The sequence below is a fragment of the Nonomuraea gerenzanensis genome, from assembly GCF_020215645.1.
Taxonomy (GTDB): domain Bacteria; phylum Actinomycetota; class Actinomycetes; order Streptosporangiales; family Streptosporangiaceae; genus Nonomuraea; species Nonomuraea gerenzanensis.
This window is the reverse complement of the sequence record NZ_CP084058.1, coordinates 3,268,834-3,285,821: the sequence shown is the minus strand read 5'-3', so window position 1 is coordinate 3,285,821 and position 16,988 is coordinate 3,268,834. Positions and strand designations below refer to the sequence as shown.

At 67.8% G+C, this 16,988-nt stretch carries 15 protein-coding genes; 8 read left to right on the top strand and 7 right to left on the bottom strand.

Annotated elements, in window-relative coordinates; all coding sequences use genetic code 11:
* The first annotated feature begins 122 nt into the window (after positions 1 to 122).
* Positions 123 to 572 (top strand): hypothetical protein, encoded by a 450-nt coding sequence (locus LCN96_RS15650; RefSeq protein ID WP_225273353.1) that lies wholly within the window; start codon positions 123 to 125, stop codon positions 570 to 572.
* 26 nt (positions 573 to 598) lie between these two features.
* Positions 599 to 1,225 (top strand): TetR/AcrR family transcriptional regulator, encoded by a 627-nt coding sequence (locus tag LCN96_RS15645; RefSeq protein ID WP_225275987.1) that lies wholly within the window; start codon positions 599 to 601, stop codon positions 1,223 to 1,225.
* Positions 1,226 to 1,300: 75 nt separating this feature from the next.
* On the opposite strand, the gene LCN96_RS15640 is transcribed toward LCN96_RS15645, so the two are convergent.
* Entirely contained in the window at positions 1,301 to 1,918 is a 618-nt protein-coding gene (locus LCN96_RS15640; RefSeq protein WP_225273352.1) for a GNAT family N-acetyltransferase, read from the bottom strand.
* 209 nt (positions 1,919 to 2,127) lie between these two features.
* On the opposite strand from LCN96_RS15640, the gene LCN96_RS15635 reads away from it, so the two are divergent.
* Positions 2,128 to 2,496 carry a GNAT family N-acetyltransferase gene (locus LCN96_RS15635; protein WP_225273351.1) on the top strand — a complete coding sequence of 123 codons (369 nt, stop codon included), beginning with the start codon at positions 2,128 to 2,130 and terminating at the stop codon, positions 2,494 to 2,496.
* Between the two features lie 176 nt (positions 2,497 to 2,672).
* Positions 2,673 to 3,095 (top strand): DUF5709 domain-containing protein, encoded by a 423-nt coding sequence (locus LCN96_RS15630; RefSeq protein ID WP_225273350.1) that lies wholly within the window; start codon positions 2,673 to 2,675, stop codon positions 3,093 to 3,095.
* A 120-nt stretch (positions 3,096 to 3,215) separates the two neighbouring features.
* Here the strand turns inward: LCN96_RS15630 and LCN96_RS15625 are convergent, their stop codons facing one another.
* Positions 3,216 to 3,386 (bottom strand): hypothetical protein, encoded by a 171-nt coding sequence (locus LCN96_RS15625; protein WP_225273349.1) that lies wholly within the window; start codon positions 3,384 to 3,386, stop codon positions 3,216 to 3,218.
* On the bottom strand, positions 3,386 to 4,072 hold the full coding sequence (locus LCN96_RS15620; RefSeq protein ID WP_225273348.1) for a hypothetical protein: 687 nt from the start codon (positions 4,070 to 4,072) through the stop codon (positions 3,386 to 3,388). Before LCN96_RS15620 ends, LCN96_RS15625 begins: the two co-directional genes overlap by 1 nt.
* Positions 4,073 to 4,161: 89 nt before the next feature.
* Here LCN96_RS15620 and LCN96_RS15615 point away from each other — a divergent pair, with 89 nt between their 5' ends.
* A complete protein-coding gene (locus LCN96_RS15615) occupies positions 4,162 to 4,455 on the top strand; it encodes a hypothetical protein (RefSeq protein WP_225273347.1) in 294 nt (97 codons plus the stop codon).
* A gap of 218 nt (positions 4,456 to 4,673) precedes the next feature.
* Here LCN96_RS15615 and LCN96_RS15610 read toward each other — a convergent pair whose 3' ends face one another.
* Together LCN96_RS15610 and LCN96_RS56560 are read right to left on the bottom strand one after the other, a co-directional pair.
* A complete protein-coding gene (locus LCN96_RS15610) occupies positions 4,674 to 5,159 on the bottom strand; it encodes a hypothetical protein (protein WP_225273346.1) in 486 nt (161 codons plus the stop codon).
* 32 nt (positions 5,160 to 5,191) lie between these two features.
* Positions 5,192 to 9,109, bottom strand: a complete 3,918-nt coding sequence (locus LCN96_RS56560; protein ID WP_263657484.1) for an ALF repeat-containing protein — start codon at positions 9,107 to 9,109, stop codon at positions 5,192 to 5,194.
* 291 nt (positions 9,110 to 9,400) lie between these two features.
* Here LCN96_RS56560 and LCN96_RS15590 point away from each other — a divergent pair, with 291 nt between their 5' ends.
* Both LCN96_RS15590 and LCN96_RS15585 read left to right on the top strand, forming a co-directional pair.
* Positions 9,401 to 11,962: an FG-GAP-like repeat-containing protein gene (locus LCN96_RS15590; RefSeq protein WP_225273345.1), complete on the top strand. Its 2,562-nt coding sequence runs from the start codon at positions 9,401 to 9,403 to the stop codon at positions 11,960 to 11,962.
* 689 nt (positions 11,963 to 12,651) lie between these two features.
* Entirely contained in the window at positions 12,652 to 12,870 is a 219-nt protein-coding gene (locus LCN96_RS15585) for a DUF4277 domain-containing protein (protein ID WP_225273344.1), read from the top strand.
* A gap of 89 nt (positions 12,871 to 12,959) precedes the next feature.
* On the opposite strand, the gene LCN96_RS15580 is transcribed toward LCN96_RS15585, so the two are convergent.
* Positions 12,960 to 13,265, bottom strand: coding sequence for a hypothetical protein (locus tag LCN96_RS15580; protein ID WP_225273343.1), 306 nt, complete (start codon positions 13,263 to 13,265; stop codon positions 12,960 to 12,962).
* A gap of 1,204 nt (positions 13,266 to 14,469) precedes the next feature.
* On the opposite strand from LCN96_RS15580, the gene LCN96_RS15575 reads away from it, so the two are divergent.
* The gene (locus tag LCN96_RS15575) at positions 14,470 to 14,955 is read left to right on the top strand and encodes a hypothetical protein (protein WP_225273342.1); all 486 of its coding nucleotides are present in this window, start codon (positions 14,470 to 14,472) and stop codon (positions 14,953 to 14,955) included.
* A gap of 179 nt (positions 14,956 to 15,134) precedes the next feature.
* Here the strand turns inward: LCN96_RS15575 and LCN96_RS15570 are convergent, their stop codons facing one another.
* A complete protein-coding gene (locus LCN96_RS15570) occupies positions 15,135 to 16,973 on the bottom strand; it encodes a fibronectin type III domain-containing protein (RefSeq protein ID WP_225273341.1) in 1,839 nt (612 codons plus the stop codon).
* Positions 16,974 to 16,988: the final 15 nt, after the last annotated feature.

The following is a 16,988-nucleotide window of genomic DNA, read 5'->3' as shown; positions in this document are numbered from 1 at the left end:
TGTGGCACAGCTCGGCAGCCGTTCACGGACCAGCCGCGCGTGCCCCACGCACCTCTTTTGGACTTTTTAGTCCCATCCCGTGGCAGAATATGTGAGCGATTTCGACTGGCCGGGAGGGACTGATGACGACACACTTCGCGGAAGTCTTGGCCCGCGAAAGCGCTTCCCTGTCTGGCGTCACCGACCGGGCCAAGCTCGCCTGCTGGCGTCGCCGCGTCGTCAAGGAGCTCATGACCCCGCGATCACCGTACGTGCTGGCGCTGCGGCAATCGGGCGATGCGCCCGAGCGGGCCGATCTCCTCGAGCGCTGGTGCGAGCTCATCGCAGAGACGTTGGACCGGTTGCTCAAGTCCGGCGCCGCAGCAGACTCGCCGTGCCCTTCCGCGCAGGCCTCGCGAGCGGATGTCGACGTCCGGAAGACCGCCGTGCTGATCCTTGCAGCGCTTCACGGAGGCAGCACCCTGAGCCAGATCGCACGAGACCCTTGGCCGCTCAACGCCGCGCTCGACATCGCGCTCGCGCCTTTTGCAGGAGCCGAGGATGACAGCCCTGCGAGGACGGAGAACGAGTAGTCCGATATCAGTAACATGAAGACGTGATGACGACCGCTGACTCGCACACTGGCAGACGCCTGACGGCGCGCGGCGCAAAGACGCGGGCAAGGATCGTCGCCGCAGCGGCCGACCTGATGTACGTCAAGGGAGTCGGGGACACCACGCTCGACGACGTGCTCGCAGCGAGTGGAGTGAGCAAGTCGCAGCTGTACCACCACTTCGACGGCAAGGAAGCGCTCGTGCGAGCCGTCATCGATCACGTGGGAGAACGCGTCATCCAGCGTGAGCGCGATGCCCTCGGCCATGTCTCGACCATCCCGGGCCTGCGACGCTGGCGGGATGCGCTGGTACAGAGCAACTCCCTACGGCACGGCGCCTACGGCTGTGCGCTCGGCACGCTGGCCTCGGAGGTCTCCGATCAGGACGAGCTCGCGCGCCGGGCGTTGGTCCAGCTTTTCAGCGAATGGCAGGAGCTCCTGGCAGGCGTGTTGCGCAGGCTTCAGGACAAGGGCACACTTCCGGCCGAGGCTCCCATCGACCAGCTCGCGACCGGGCTCATCGCCGCTCTCCAGGGCGGATACATGCTGGCCCAGACCGCGCGCGATGTCACACCTATGGCGACCTCCATCGACATGGCGCTGGCGTACATCGAGAGCCTGTCTGCCGATTGAGCCAACGTCGGCGGCATGCGATTCGGCCCGGCGATCGATCAGGTCTCGAGGAGACGTCGGGCGCCGTCGTCGAGCTCACCAGTCGTTCAACCCGTCCGGGTCATAGGAGTGGTCCAGCGAGATCCCGGGCCGGATCCTGTGCAGGTCCGCCCGGCCCATCCGCAGCACCTCGAGCCGCACGCCGTCGCGTACCCAGGTGAAGTCATCGACGGCGGTCATTCCGAGCCGCCTGGCGACGGCGAGGCTGCCGGCGTTCTGCGCCGGCGCCGCCACGAAGAGCTCCTCGACGTCGGGGGCAAGAAAGGCCTGGTGTGCCAGCGCATGGCCGATCTGGCCGGCCACGCCACGGCCACGGGCCTCGGGCCGCAGATGCCATCCCATCACAAGCCGGGGATCGCGTGGGCTGAAGGAAAGCAGGGTCGCGCCGCCGAGCAGCCGGCCGTCATCGGCCGCCTCCACGGCCCACAGGCCCTGCGGCACAGGGCTCCGTGACGATCGCAGATCCCAGCCTCCCAGCGACTCCCGCATCTCGGCGAGATCACGCACAGGCCGCCGCCTGCCGATGGCCCGGGCGACTGCCGGGTCCCCGTAGATCTCGAACGCCCCCTGGGCATCTTCGGCGGACCAGGAACGCAGGATGAGGGTCGGGGTGACGATGCGCTCAGGCTCGATGGTGACGTGCAGATCGTCCATGACGTCAGTGCTCCCTGTCCTCTTCTCGGCTCGTTCGTCATCGGTGGCGGACCCGAGCAATCCCGAGAGGGAAAACGGGACCTTATAGTCCAAATATATGGTACCTATGTGTATGTTGGCAGCAGATTGACGTCACACGTGGATGGGACAGTCCGGATGGCAGGCGTGCACGAGGGCGCGGCGTACCTCCACGCTGGAAGGGTGAGCCGATGAGCGGCGAGGAACAGGTACCGGTGACCGAGGTGCTGATCGACAACACCGATCAAGGGCGGTTCGAGCTTCACCGCGCATGCGATCTGGTCGGCTGGCTCTACTACACCCATCTGAAGCCCAACCGGTACGCCCTGCTGCACACCGAGGTGGAGCCGAGCCAACAGCACCAGGGCGTGGCGAGCGCGATGGTGCGGCACGTGCTCGACGAGATCCGCGCCCGCGAGGGCACGATCACCGCCATCTGCCCCTTCGTCGCCGACTACCTTTCACGAACGACCACCCATACCGATCTGATCGACCCCCGGCACCCGGGCTACTCCGATCGCGCTGCCGCCGAGTCGGTGAGCACGAAGGCCGGCGACTGAGACCACCGGGCCCCCGACGCCTGCTGAGCTTCCAGCGACTCAGCCGCGACCCGGTCACCCAGGCACGGCCAAGCTCCGTCGCCAGCGCTGCTCACCGCCTTCGGCCGTACACGGCCGAGTCCCTGACCAGCGATCCGGTCGGCCCAGCCCACCATGCAACCCACTGAGGAGAAACCATGGACGACTACGTCCCCGGACTGCTGCCACCAGAGGAGAGTCTCGATGACGACGAACTCGGCGAGGACGGCGACGGCCCCGGCTATCTGCCGGGGGATCGCCCCATCGGCAGCCTGGCCTGGGGGCTGACCGCCGACGAAGCTCGCACCCATGAACCCTTCAGCCAGAGACTTGCCCATGAGGTTCCCGACATCGCAGCCGAAGAGTTCGGTGACGGGATCGGTGACGCATCCGATACCGACGGCGAGCTCATCGACGACCAGGTCGGATATCTGAGGGCAGGGCGGCTCGTCTGGGCCACCCAAGAAGCTGGCGACCCGTCATCGGATCTCTGGGCCGAAGACATCGGCGTCGACCGTGCGGGCGCGTCCGCGGAGGAGGCCGCGATCCATATCGTCTCCGACGACCGGTTCGAGGTGTAGGAGGGATCCAAGGAGCAGTTCTGGCTCCATCCCGCGGAAGCCCTGACCGACGCTTTTTGGTCAAGCAACACCCACCGGGTCAGGTGTTGCGATCGCCCCTGGAACCCACGTTGTAGACGATCAGGGCGGCAACCTGTCCGTCTTGATGGAGTTCATCCGCGGCATTCGGATGCCTGTGAGGACTGTCTTGATGCCGGCCTCGGCGAGGATCTCGTCCACGAGGGCGGGGAACTTCCCATCCTTGTCTCGGATCAAGTAACGCGGCCGGCAGCCCGCGTCGTCCAGATCCATCACCAGATTCCTGATCGCTTGGATGACCCAGGTCGCGCTCGGGTGAGCGGTGGTGCCGAGAACACGGACGCGCCTGGTGGCGTGCTCGATGACTGCCAGGATGTACTGGCGTTGCCGCTGAGAGTGAGGGTTTCGATGAAGTCGCAGGCCAGCAGGGCGTCGGCTTGCGAGCGCAGGAAGTCGGCCCACGTGATGGACGCCCGCTCGGGCGCCGGATCAAGACCGGCCTGTTCGAGGATCTCCCACACCGTGGACGGCGGGACCTTGATACCGAGCGTGGTGAGCTCACCATGCACCCGCCGATGACCCCGGCCGGGGTTCTCCCGAACCAGACGCAGAATGAGGGCACGGATGGTGGGTGGGCGCCCACGTCGCTTTGGCCGACAGATATGGGCGTGACGTCGTTCCATCAGATCGCGGTGCCAGCGCAGGACGGTGTCCGGCCGAACGAGGAGCCACAGCCGACGAAGGACCTCGCGCGGCAGCGAGGTCAGGAGCGCGGCGAGAAAGGCCCGGTCCTCGGGAGCGAATCTCACTCTGGTGTCAGTGCCGGGTTGGCGTTCAAGGACAGCGATCTGGTGACGCAGGACGAGAATCTTCACGTCCTTGTCCCGATCGCTCATGGGGAGCAACCGCAGCGCGGCGAACGCATTCATGACGGTCAGATAGGCCAGGCGAAGGAGCACGGCGGATCATCCTGCCGTACGCGCTTCCGTCTCCCCGGGTGACCGGATCTCGCGGACCCCTGAGAAGCCCTCGCAGAGTCATGACCTGGGTGGATGTAATCATCGGCAGGCACACACCGGACCGGTTCGCCCGCAGCGCCCCGCCGGCGGGATCCGTGACCTTGGCCGCGAACGCCGGGGTGAGCGTGGTGGTCACCGTGGTGCCGTCCACCACCTTGGATGGAGTGATGGTCAGGCCGGTAGCGCTGGGTTCAGGCAGGTTGATGGTGAAGGTCTGCCAGTCCGACCAGGAGGAGGTAGCGGTGGGTGAGACCGCGCGGACCCGCCAGCGTACCTTCCATCCGTCGGACAGCGTGTTCGCCAGGACGGCGATGCTCGCCTGACTGCCTTCCGGTACGTTATCCACGCTGCCGATCCAGATCTGGCCGGTGCCCTGGCCGTCCGGTGCGGCCGGGTCGTGCTCGATCTCGGCCCCGGCGCGCAGCGGCCTGCCCGCCGGGTCGCTCACCCGGGCAAGGAGCGCCGGAGTGCGGGTGGCTGTGACGTGGATCTGACCGTTCCCGGCCACAGCCCTTGTGGCTGCGGCACGCGGATGTCTCGTTCAGGTTCCCCAGCGCAATTCGGGCCGGCCGACCCGCTGCCGGAGATCTTCCACCGCCTCGTCCGGTGTGGACCCGCCGCCGACCCGCCCCGCGTGATCAGCGAAGAACTGACTGCGCTGTTCGGGCGTCCAGGAGGCGTGGGGGGTGGCTGTTTCGTCGGGATCCATGAGCACGGCGATCCACTCGCCGGGAACTGACCCGTCCGAATGGCGGGCCCCGAGAACCGTCACCCATTGCCGGGGACCGGTGTCGCTCTTCTCGAACTCCTCGATGACGTAGCGTGCACCCAGATGAGCGCGGAGGCGACCGATGATCTCGTCCCGCCGATCGTGCATCCAGGCCGGAGTCGCCTGCGGCCAGTATGCGGCGGATGGCACGAAGACGGTGTGAGGCTTGACGCCCCAGGCGCAGTCGAAAGTGAAGCCGGCATCCTGTTCCCGGTAGACGACCCGTTCTTTCCATTCTTCACTGATCGCAAATTCCACCGAAACAGGATACCAGCGCGGTCTGCTGTCGACTATCGCTCGAAGATCACGTCCTCCGTCCGCGTGGTCGCGTCGACGATGGTTATTCTGATTATTTTGGTGACGTTGGGATTGGCCTTGAGCGCGGGGAACTCCGTCGTCTCCCAGACGTTGCCCGGGCGCAGGCTTGTTCCGTGCACCACCCTGACCACGCCGGAGGCATTTCGTGCGTAATTCAGGGAGATCTGGGTCCACGCATCATTGACCTGGTCCTGGATGGCATCCCATGGCACCTCCCAGGGGTCCCACTCTATCTCTTTCGGAATTTGCGCCTGTGGGATCCCACGGCTGTCCATGAGCATTTCGAGCGAGGTGCCACCCTTCGCCTTCGCAATTTCAGCGACAAGATCGGGTCCGGCAGACACATACTTGTCAGGTGCTATCTCTGTGCGGCCGGACCAGAAGAAGGCGGTGTCCCTGACCGTGGGGTATTCGCTGGCAAGCATGGTCCGGACGTGCGCGAGGACCAGCTTTTGCTCGGTTTGGAGCAGGCCCCTACGGATCTCCGATATCGCGCTCGTGCCCGTCTTGGAAGCTGCGAAGGCCCTCTTGAGCGCCCGGAACCCACTGCTGAGCAGTTTTCCGATCCCATATCCGGCCAGCGATTCAAGAGCGATGGTGCCGAGGTTGAGCAGCGTCTTGGCCAGCGATTGGTCACCCTGGACGAAACGATATATTTCAACACCAACCGTGGCGACGGTAAGCGCTGCTCCGCAGACCAGTGTGACCTGACAGCCGACAATGGCCGGCATCCACCCCACTTCGAACATCGTGAGCGCATACCTGAGCGCCTCGAAGGTAAGGTTGTATTCCTGTATCGCTTCGAAGCCGGGAGCCGATGTGGAGGCGATGCAGTTCTCGTAGGACTGGCTGTCCTGCGGATAGATGTCACAGAAGGCGGAGTTGAGGTATACCCGTGTGGCCAGCTCCTCCGGATCCCCGAGGATGTTGTAGATGCAGTCGCGATAGAACTTGCCCTCTTCTAAGCCGTATGCATCCTCCAGCCGTGCATAGTCATCCCGGTTGTACTCGAAGTCGCATTTGGCGATTTCCGCGCCGGCGGCGTACTCATAGTCCTTGGCAACCGCATCGGCCGCCCTGGCGGCAGCGTCGGCACTCTGACCGGCGTTGATGGCCGAATTGTAGGCAAGGCGTGCTGCTCGGGTGGCGCTGTTGGCGGCGTCGACGGCCATCGCGTGGGAGGCGATCGCCCAGGTGGCCGACCGGAGGGCGCTGTGGGCGGAGGTTCTGGCCTTCGTGGCCGCCCCGACGGCGGTCTTGACCGCGGCCGCGGCCTTCTCCACCGAGGCAGCGGCTCGGTCGGCGTGCACCCTGGCCTGCTGAGCGTAGCCGGCGGCCCGCTGCGCCGAGTCGATCGCCTGCTGAGCGTAGGATGCGGCCAACGCGGCGTCGTCGCGGGCGCGGGCGGCTACGGCCTGCGCTTCCAGAGCGCTCTCCACGGCCGACTCGGCGGCCTGGCTGATCTTCGTCAGCAGGCCGGCGACCACAGCGAGGTGAACCGCGGTCTCGTGGTCCCGCTCGGCCGCGGTGAACCGGCCCGTGCTGAGGAACTGCCGCAGGCCCGGAGCGGGTCCCTCCAAGGCTATCTGCGCTGCCGCCTTCACCTCCGGCCCGCTGTCCGGGCTGGCCAGGATCTGGTTGACCCGCACCCGCTCACCGATGACCGCCGCGGTGTACTGGCCGGTGTCGAGGAAGTCTCGCAACGCCTGCGGCGTGTCGGCCTCAAGGGCTTGCTCGGCTCGCTGCGCCAGCACGACATCGCCGGCCGTCTTGGCCGCGGCCAGGATCTGGTTGACCTTCAGCCGGTCCGCCGTGTACCGGCCGGGATAGCTCTGCGTACGCAGGAAGGTCGCAACCGTCTGGTCGCTGCCGGCCAGGGCGTTCATGGCCGCCGTCTCCAGGGCGGCGTTGTCGGCCACCGACAGCTTGGTCACCGCGATGCGGTTGTCCTGCGCCTCAGCGCGGGCGAGGCCGGCGCGCACGAACTCCAGCACGAGATCGTCGGCGCCACCCAGTGCGCCCAGCGCCGCCTGCTTGGTCCAGGCGCTCTGGCCGCCGGCCAGATTGAGCGCGACCTTGCGAGCGGCCGCGACCGCGGCCGCGCGCTCGGTGGCCGGGTCGAGGACCACCGCGATGAGCCTGTTGGTCTCGGCGTCGCGTTTGGCGGCCTGGTCGACATCCCAGTCGGCGGCCCGCTGCTGCCTCTCATACGCGACGTTGGCTGTCCGGGCGGTCTCCAACCCCTCGTCCCGAGCCACCGCCAGGCGTTCTGCGTCGGCGACACGCGCCGCATCGTAGACCGCGGCGGCCTGGGTCGCGGTGTCCAGCGCCTGCTGCGCGGCCGTGGTGGCCAGGTTGGCGTATTCGGTGGCCCGTTCCGCCGCCTTGGCGGCGTCGCCCGCGTGCTCGGCGGCTTCGAGGGCCGCGACGGCCGCGGCCCGGGCGTTGGCTGCCGCCTTGATGGCAGCGTCTCGCGCCTTGATCGCGGCATCGATGGCTGTCTGGAGGTACGTCTGTGCCGCCCGTGCCGCCCGCGCGGCCCGCTCGGCGTTGGCCCGTGCCCTTGCCGCCGCGGCGACCGCCTCCTGGGCGTCCGCGCCGGCCGCGTTGGCGTACCGTACAGCCTCGTCATTGGCAGCCGCTGCCGCCAGAGCATTCTCAGCCGCAGCCGTAGCCGCTGTGACCGCATGGGAGTTTTCCCTGACCGCCGTGAGCGCCAAGTTGACCAGCTCGGCGAACTCGTCCGTCTCCCGGGCGATCCTTCGGGCTGCCTGCGCCGCTTGCCGTGCGTTCTCCGCAAAAGTGGCATCGACGGCCGCGGCTGCGGCGTGCTGATAAGCCTCGGAAGCTTTCTGGTTGGCCTTCGACGCCATCTGCGCGGCGCGTGCCGCCGCGGTGGCTGCGGCACGCGCCGCCCGGTTCGCCGCAGCCGCAGCCTGAACGGCCACCTGCGCCGCCTCAGCCGCCTGCTCCGCCGCCCTGGCCGCCCGCTTGGCCTGCGCCTTCGCCTCAGCCATGTTGTCGCGTGCCGCCGCGGTTGCGGCAGCGGCCTCCGCCGCCGACCGGCGCGCCGCGGCTGCGGAGTCCCTGGCGCGATCGGCCTCGCTCGTGGCGTTGGCGGTCTCCTGCTCCGCCAGCGCCTTGGCCTCCTTCGCCTGGCCCAGCAGGTCTTCTAGAGTCGCGGTCTCCTCGTCCCGCGCCGAGGCCACGGCCCAGCCGTAGGAGAGGAATGCCTCCAGCGCCTCCGGCGCACCTGCGTCCAGTGCTTTCTGGCCCGCGGCGCGGACTTGCGGGCCACCTGTGGCTATGGCCTGGTTGATCCGCAGCCGCTGGTCGGTGTTCCACTGCGCCTGCCAGCCGGACTCCAGGAACTTCCGCATCTCCTCGGCGGTCCCGGAGTCCAGTACGGCCTGCGCCGCCTGCTTGACCTGATCGCCGCCGGAGGCCATCAGCTGGTTCACCGACACCCGGGTGTCGATGTCCGACGGGCCCTGCCAACCGCTCTTCAGGAACGTGGGGATCGCGTTCTGGTCACCTGCGACGTCCGCGTCCAGGGCGGCCTGAGCCTTCGCGCGCAGGGCGGGACCACCGTTACTGATGACCCGCGCAAGATTCTCCCGCTGATCGAGACGCTGGGCCTGGGCCCATCCGCCATCCAGGAACGCGCTGACCTGAGCGTCCGAACCCAGCAACGCGGCCTCGGCAGCTAATCGGACCTGCGGACCGCCCTCCTGCCAGGCCGACACCACGAGGGGGCGATCAGCGGGAACCGTCCCCTGGGCATACGCCGGCGGCGCGTGCAGCAGGCCGGCAAGCACAGCCAGGACCGTGCATGTCGCGATCACCGCCTGCCACCGTATGGGTATCCGCGCACACACGTTCAGCTGCACCGCAGCCTCCATCACCGCTCGAAAGTTTCGCCTACGGGAAGCGCTGACGAGGCGAATCCGGTTCACCCTCCATTCAGCAGAGCGGAGTGTCACACGATGCTCGAATGCCGGGCAATCCCAGACATGATCGGATATACCACCGGCATACCGGGCTTCTTTAGCCTCGTTTCTATCCGCAGAGGCGCGAGCAATGTGAACGGGTCGTGAACCCTTCAAGCGTTGGCAGGCCTATCGGAACTTCCGCACAGGCGACATCGGAGGTTTGTGGTCATGAAGTTATCCCCACGCTGGGTGACGCTGGGCGTCGCCACAGCGATGGCAGCGTCCTTATCGGTAGCTGCCTGGCCGGCGGCGGCCGGCGCGTCTGCGATCTCGCTCCCGTCACTGGTGGACAACGGCGTCTATCCCTACCCTGGTGCGGCGGAGATCCTGGAGGCGCAGAACGTCAGGCTGATCTCCGGCGACGGCCACATCCTGCTGGCCGACTGCGCCACGCCGGTGCAGGGTGACATCGGCCTGCTGAAGGTCCGAACCACCGACGAGGCCATCGGCGCCGACGGAATCGGCCGTGTCTGCTTCCAAGTAACCGCCAATTCCGGCGTACTGAACCTCGAAGTTCCCGGCGTGTACGAGATCCGCGGGGACGGCCTACGCGAGGGCACCGGCCACCGAATGACCGCCAGACTACGCAACAACGACGGCGAAAGCCTCACCGTCGACGTAGACCCTGACGGCTACACCCAAGTCGGCGAGGGCACCGACCCGACCGCCTCCCCCACCATGCTGCTGCAGCTGCGCGCCGGCACCGGCCCCGCGCCCGGCACCGGAGCACAGGCGGCAGTCGGCAAACTCGCCGGCGACGGCCGCGAGTGCACCGCGACGCTGGTCGCGCCGAGCTGGGTGCTGGGCGCCGTGAGCTGCCTGGCCCCCGACCCGAACCAGCCCCAGCTCGCCGAAGGCGCGCCGGCCGGCGCGACCTACGTCACGTTCCCCGGAAAGGCCGGCATCAAGGTCGACTGGCTGAGCCCGCGGCCCGGCCGCGACGTGGTCCTGGCCCGGCTGGCCACCCCGGTTGACGGGATCACCCCGATCCCGCTGGCCACCACCGCCCCCACCGGTGTCGAACTGTCCACGGTCGGCTACAGCCGCGCCGGGGTGACCGCCGCCGATTGGACCAACGACCAGCAGCGCACCGCGCAGGTCACTTTCACGGCCGCGACCGCCACGACGCTGACCACCGCGACCGGCCCGCTCGTGTGCAGCGGGATGGCCGGTGCACCCGTACTCAACGGCGGCAAGCTCGCCGCCGTGCTCAGCCAGGCGGGCCAGGCCGGCTGCCCCGACCCCGCCGGGAGCGACAGCTCCCTCACCGCCGCCCGCGCTGACGATCTGACGACCTGGGTCAACGCCATCACCACCGCCGCGGCGGACCACACCTGGACCCTGGCCGACCTGCCCGCCACGGCTACGTCGGGCACCGCGGTCGGCACCGTCGCCGACAGCGCCTTCACCGGAACAGGCCTCCCGCTGACCGCCACCGCCGGCGCGACGTGGAAGACCGGCGACACCTACAGCCCGGCCATCGCGTTCGACCGCACCACCGGAACGCTCGCGGCCGGCGGCCCCGCCGTCGTCACCGACGCCGACTTCAGCCTCAGCGCCTGGGCCAAACCCACCATCCAGGGCACTTACTCGCCCCCCTCCACCGCCGGTGGCACCGTACTCTCCCAGGACGGCGTCAACACCGCCGGCTTCAAGCTCTGGATCCAGAACGGGGCCTGGCACTTCGCCATGAGCCAGTCGGACGTGGCCAGTCCCGTCTGGGACACCGCCGTCGCGCCCGCGGGCAGCGCTGCGCTGGGTGTCTGGTCGCAGGTCACCGTGACCTACAAAGCCGCCTCCGGCCTGGTGATCCTCTGGGTCAACGGCCAGAACGTCGCCAGTGTCCGGCACACAACGAAGTGGAAGGCCACCGGCGCGCTGCGCGTAGGCGCGCACAAGACCGGCGCCGCGAGCCTCGGCGGCTACTTCAGCGGTGTGCTGTCCACGGTCCAGACCTGGAACAGGGTCTCGCTGACGCCCGCCAAGAACAACCACGACTTCGACGGAGACGGCCGCAACGATCTCATTCTCACCGACAGCGCCGGTGACCTGTGGATGTATCCGAACCAGAGCAGTTCGGGAGAGAACACGGTCAGCGTCAGCAACCGGGTCAAGATCGGCAGCGGTTGGGGCATGGGATGGGTCGTCACCGACTGGGACGGGGACGGCCTGGCCGACCTCCTCAGGTCTGGCTCCGACGGCGTTCTGTGGATGTATCCCAACAAGGGCGGATATCTGACCACCAGTAGCAGAGATGATGTCGGCTCCGGCTGGGAGAAATACACCTTCACCGCGGGCAACGCCAACAGCAACCCGCACGCCGACCTGTTCGCCATCCACAACGCCAACGGCACGCTGTTCCACTATCCGGACGGGGCAGCGGGTGCCACCAGGATCCAGATCGGCAACAGCGGCTGGACCGGCTACCGCACCTTCCCCTTCGATTTCAACGGCGACAACCGCACCGACATCATGGCCATCGACCGCAACGGTGACCTCTGGTTCTATCCCAACACGAGCCAGAGCGGCATCACCCTCGGCGCCCGCACCCACGCTGGCAGCGGCTGGACCAACTACAAGGTCGCGGCCATGGATCTGAGCGGTGACGGCAAGACCGACCTGGTCGCCGTCAGCGGGGACCGCGATCTGTGGGTCTATCCCGGACTGGGTAACGGTCGCTTCGGCACCCGGTACCAGCCGCGCTCCGGTGGGGTCATCGTCCCTGAATGGGTCGTCACCGCCGTCGGCTGACATGTGTCGGGTCGGACGCAGGTGTTCAGCCCACTGGTCGTGATCATCGCACCGGCCATGCTGTCTTCCTGCCGCACGGGACAGCATGGCCGGCCGCTGCGTCGCCGCCCCGGCCGAGCAGTTCACGCGACAGACAGGAGCGACACCGAGGCCCTCCCAGTTGGTCCCCTCTGGGTGGCGTTGCGCGATCGGGCCGCTCGCGCGGTAGTCGTCATGGACGAGCGGCAAGAAGGCTCGGGTCCTCGGGTGCGAATCTGGCTCGGGTATCGGCGCCGAGCTGGCGGCGGAGGACCGTGATCTGGTGGCGTAGAGCGAGTGCCTCCACGTCCTCACCCGATCGCTCAGGGGCGGCAACCGCAGCGCGGCGAACGTGTTCGTAACGGTGGCCAGGCGAAGGGGCACGACTGATCATCCTGCCGCACGCGTTGCCGTCCCCCGGGTGGCCCTGAGTTCGCGCCGCCACGCGAAGGCCTCACATGGTCGTGACATGGGCGGATGTAATGATCGGCAGGCGCACTCTTACGGGCCCAGCGGGAACGGTTGAGGCATGCCGGTGGAGGGGGCCGTGAGGGATATGGGGTTGGAACGTACCTGTCCCGTCTGTCTTGCTAGCCCCCGTTTCCGCACGTCGAGGTAAGTGAAGATCGCCGGGTTGCCGTGGTGATCGTCGCGCGGTATGACGTGGCCCGGTGAGACAGCGTGCGCAGTGGGGTCAGGCCAGTGTCGAGAAGATGCTGGGAGCGTTGCCGGTCATCGCGGGGTTCTGCCCGTGGTTGCGGATCCGGGAGTTGGTGGACGCGGCCTCTCCGGTACGCGATACTGCGGAACTCACGCACGGGCAGGTGATCGAGGTGCTGGTGACCCACCGGCTGTTTTCGCCCGCGCCGCTGGTGCACGTGCAGGAGTGAGCGATGGGCGAGGCGTTCGGGGTGGATCCGGAGTTGCTCGACAATGACCGGATCGGCCGGGCGTTGGAGGCCATCGCCCCGCACCTCGATCACCTGGCCGGCTCGGTCGGGCCGGCCGCGATCGAGGCGCTCGGCATCGAGGTGGGCGCCTGCACTGGTATCTCACCTCGATCTCGCTGCAGGGCGACTACCAGCAGACCGAGCCCGGCTTCGCCGCGCCGAAGTTCGGCCATCCCCAGGACCGCCGGCCGGATCTCGAACAGATCCAGGCCGGGCCGGCGGTCAGCTCCGATGGGGCGATCCCGGTCTTTCACCGCGCCTCCGACGGCGGGGCCGGCGAGGTCGGCCAGGTCATCGGCGCGATGCAGGCGCTGCAGCGGCTGGCCGGCCCGCAACCGATGCTGATGATCGGCGATTCGAAGCTGATCGGTATGCCAACCTGGCCGCGATGGCCGCCGTAGCGGTGAACACCCGGTGGTTGTCGATGTTGGCCTCGCCGGGCGACCTGAGCACCAGACCGTGGTTGGCGGCGCCGGCGGCCCAGTTCTGGGTGATGCCGATGACGTTCCACTCCATGCTGTCCAGCCAGGTGGAAGTTGGTGGAGGCGTCCTCGGTGGTGAAGGCGGGCTTGTTGGCCCAATACAGATTCTCCGGATCCCACGTGCCGGTGACACGTGCGACCCGGATACCGTTGGCGGAACCCGGCCGGCAGGACGGTCACGACCAGGTCCGCGCCCTTGCCCGCCGCGCCCCTCCCCAGGCAGGTAGCTCCTCGCATTCGGTCGTCGCCGACAGGCTGGCGGGGCCGCATCGGCACTTGTGACGAGAACAAGGCGCTGAAGCAGTCCGGCCAACACCCGGAGGACCTCACCACCGAGGAGACGGAGAACAGCCAGCCTTCGCGCAGTGCGGGTCGCTCCCCGCGGCGTTCAGCATCTCCGGACGGCGAGCCTCGACAGCTCGCCGCAGGCGTCACCGTGTTGAAAGTTTCACTAACACCGCCGCGCGGACGACTGTGATGACGCGGGTACGACCGCCGCATCGCACGGCGTCACATGGCCCGCGACCAGCCTGTTGATCCGTGGGGCGAGATCGCCGCCCTTTTACGGACCGTACGGAAAGCGCGATACACCGCTTGTTTCGGAGAGCGGTCCTTTCTATGGGACTGTCCACTCTGTGGCCATTGTGTGATCCTCCCCTCGAGAAGGCATATCCCGCGGGCGTCTCGGGCGCGCGGCCCGCGCGCTCTGGATAGCGACCGGCGGCAGGGAGAGATGGCAAATCTTTGCACAGAATCCGCGCCCTTGTGCCCACTGCAACCAGCGAGTTTTGCACATCGGTGGATATCTCTCCTTGTAGCGGGACGGTGCTATCCGGGTTCCACCGAGACCCATCAGAACAATGTGGCTCACGCCGATGAAACCACCATGGTGTCGTGCGTGCCCGGTGACCACCACGTCATGGGATACGGATTCACCGGCCTCACCGACGTGCGCGTCCGCCCCCACGCCCGATCGGGGCGGAGGCCCTGGCGGCCGGCGAGGCCGGCAACTCTGGCGAAATCTCCACAGTCAACGGCGCGAAGAAAAGGGGACCCCATGATCGCTCGCAGCCTGATCCGCCGGACACTGGCGGTCGGCGTGATGCTGGCCACCACCGCCGCGATGGTCGTGACCACGCAGCAGCCCGCCGCCGCCTCAACCCTGACGCTCAACGCCACGGTGGACTGCCTCAACGTCAACTACTCCGGCGACACCCGCGACTGGTACGCCTCGTACGTCTCGGTCGGCTCCTCGCCTCCTTCGTACGGCGTGACCATGCCCTACAGCTCGATGGTCGCGAACCCGGTGAACCACACGTGGTCGTTCACGATCAGCCTGCCCGGCGGCAGCACCTCGGTGAGCGTGTCGGCCATCTGCAGCGGCGGTCACCAGTACGACCAGGTCGGCTGGACCAACGGACCGGCGATCAGCATTCCCTCCTCGGCCACGACCCTGACCGCCACCTGGGGCTGCTCCACCCAGCAGGTCTACCCCGGGCCCTACATCACCGGCTGCAGCGCGCAGTCCTACTCCTACAGCTGAGGCTCCCGCCTCCCGGAAGGCCGTCCGCTTTCACCGCGGATGGCCTTCTCGCATGCGGGCACGGATACCGCGCCCGTCACCAGCGCGCCGGCGCTGTCAGCAGCGGTGAGGAAGAACGGGTGCGGCCCAGCCCCGCCGAGACGTTCGCCTGGGGGCTGGGCCGATCTCCGGTCGCGAGATTACGCGCTGGTGCAGGTGTATCCGGAGGGCAGGGCCGTGTTGCCGCCGGGGCGGCCGGCCTGGAAGCCGAAGCTGGTGGTGCTGGCTCCGGGGGCCAGCGTGCCGTTGAAGCTCACGCTCTTGGCCGTGACGGTCTGCCCGCCGGTGGTGACGGTGGCGTTCCACGAGCCGGTCAGCGTGTGCCCGGCCGGGAGCGTGAAGGTGACCGTCCAGCTGGTGATCGTCGAGGTGCTGGTGTTGGTGACGGTCACCGGCTGGATCACATAGCCGGTGCCCCACTGGCTCTGCACGGTCGCCGTGGCCGTGCACGTCCCGGTGGTGCCGCCGCTGGTGGTGACCTGAACCGTGTTGGACACCGGCGAGAGGTTGCCGGCGGCGTCCCGGGCGCGGACCTGGTAACGGTAGGTGGTGCCCGGGGTCAGGCCCGTGTCGCTGAACGAGGTCGTGGCAGAGGTGCCGACCTGGGCGAAGGTGCCGCCGGTGGCCCCAGGTGCGCGCAGGATGTCATAGCCGGTCACCCCGACGTCGTCAGTGGAGGCGCTCCAGGACAGGTTGGTGCCGTCGGCGGTGGTGCCGGAGGCCGCCAACCCGGCCGGGGCGGTCGGTGGTGTGGTGTCGCCGCCGGTGGAGGTCGTGGTGAACGCGACGAACGGGGAGTTGGCCGACAGGTTGCCCGCGCCGTCCCGCGCGCGTACATAGACCTGGTACGCGGTGTCGGCGGTCAACCCGGTCAGGGTGATCGAGTTGGTGGCGGACTGGCCGAGCAGCGGGTCGGTGGCGCCCGTCACGCGGTAGACGTTGTAACCGGCCAGGCCGGAGCCGCCCTGGTCGGTGGATGCCGTCCAGGTCAGGGTGGCGCTGGTGGCGGTCACGTTGGAGACGGCGGGAGTGCCCGGCGAGGTCGGCGGTGTGGTGTCGTTCGTGCTCTGGAACTGGTTGAAGAAGTTCCACACCACTGTCTTGGTCCAGGTACGTGCGCCGTCCTCAGCGGTGGACCCGTCCACTGGCCCCGGAGTGTGACCGCTGTCGAACGCCGCCCATGCGACCGGGTACCCGGATTGGCATCCCGAGTAGGTGGTGACGGTGTGCGTCAGGCTGCCCTGTGCCGGCTCCGGGGGGTTCTGGGCAGTGCATCCGTTGTTCCTGACGAACCTGTCGCGCAGCGACCGGCCCTGAGAGATGTTGAGGACGTTGTCCCTGAGACCGTGTAGCCCGATGTAGGCGATGGGCTGGGTGCCGCCGCTGCATCCGCTGAGTTGTGCGCCGGAGTAGACGGCGACGGCGCGGAAGACCGTCGCCCGGGCGCAGGCCAGGGCGTAACTCATGCCGCCGCCGTAGCTGAAGCCTCCGGCGAACCGCTGTGTGGTGTCGACGCACAGGTCTGCTTCGATCAGCCTGAGCATGTCGTCGACAAAGGTCAGGTCTTCGCCGCCGGAGTTGGCCCAGCCGTTGTTCAGGCCCTGGGGGGCAACGAAGATCGCGGTGTTGTTCGCCAGTTGCCTGAGCCCGTAGTAAGACCAGGTGAATCCGCTGCTCCCGCCCGTATCGACGTCGTTGGCGGTGCCGTTGAGCCAGTGGAAGCCGAAGATCAACCGGTAGGGGTTGTTGTTGTTGTAGTTGTCGGGGATTCTCAGGATGAAGGAACGAGTCCGGCCGCTGCTCTGAATCGAGTGCGTGCCGCTTCTGAGCGTTGGAGTCTTGCCGCATCCTGGCGTCGCCGCGGCGGCGCTCGCCGCACGTGACGTGGTTGCGCTGCTGCCCAGCGCCGTACCGCCGGTGGCCACCGCGAGAAGCACCGCCGCGATGACAGCGGCGAGGACGGATTTGCGCCGCATCATCACTCACCTGCCTGC

Coding starts and splice junctions, on each gene's coding strand:
- LCN96_RS15650 (WP_225273353.1), top strand. CDS start 123: ATGACGACACACTTCGCGGAAGTCTTGGCCCGCGAAAGCGCTTCCCTG.
- LCN96_RS15645 (WP_225275987.1), top strand. CDS start 599: ATGACGACCGCTGACTCGCACACTGGCAGACGCCTGACGGCGCGCGGC.
- LCN96_RS15640 (WP_225273352.1), bottom strand. CDS start 1,918: ATGGACGATCTGCACGTCACCATCGAGCCTGAGCGCATCGTCACCCCG.
- LCN96_RS15635 (WP_225273351.1), top strand. CDS start 2,128: ATGAGCGGCGAGGAACAGGTACCGGTGACCGAGGTGCTGATCGACAAC.
- LCN96_RS15630 (WP_225273350.1), top strand. CDS start 2,673: ATGGACGACTACGTCCCCGGACTGCTGCCACCAGAGGAGAGTCTCGAT.
- LCN96_RS15625 (WP_225273349.1), bottom strand. CDS start 3,386: ATGGATCTGGACGACGCGGGCTGCCGGCCGCGTTACTTGATCCGAGAC.
- LCN96_RS15575 (WP_225273342.1), top strand. CDS start 14,470: ATGATCGCTCGCAGCCTGATCCGCCGGACACTGGCGGTCGGCGTGATG.
- LCN96_RS15570 (WP_225273341.1), bottom strand. CDS start 16,973: ATGATGCGGCGCAAATCCGTCCTCGCCGCTGTCATCGCGGCGGTGCTT.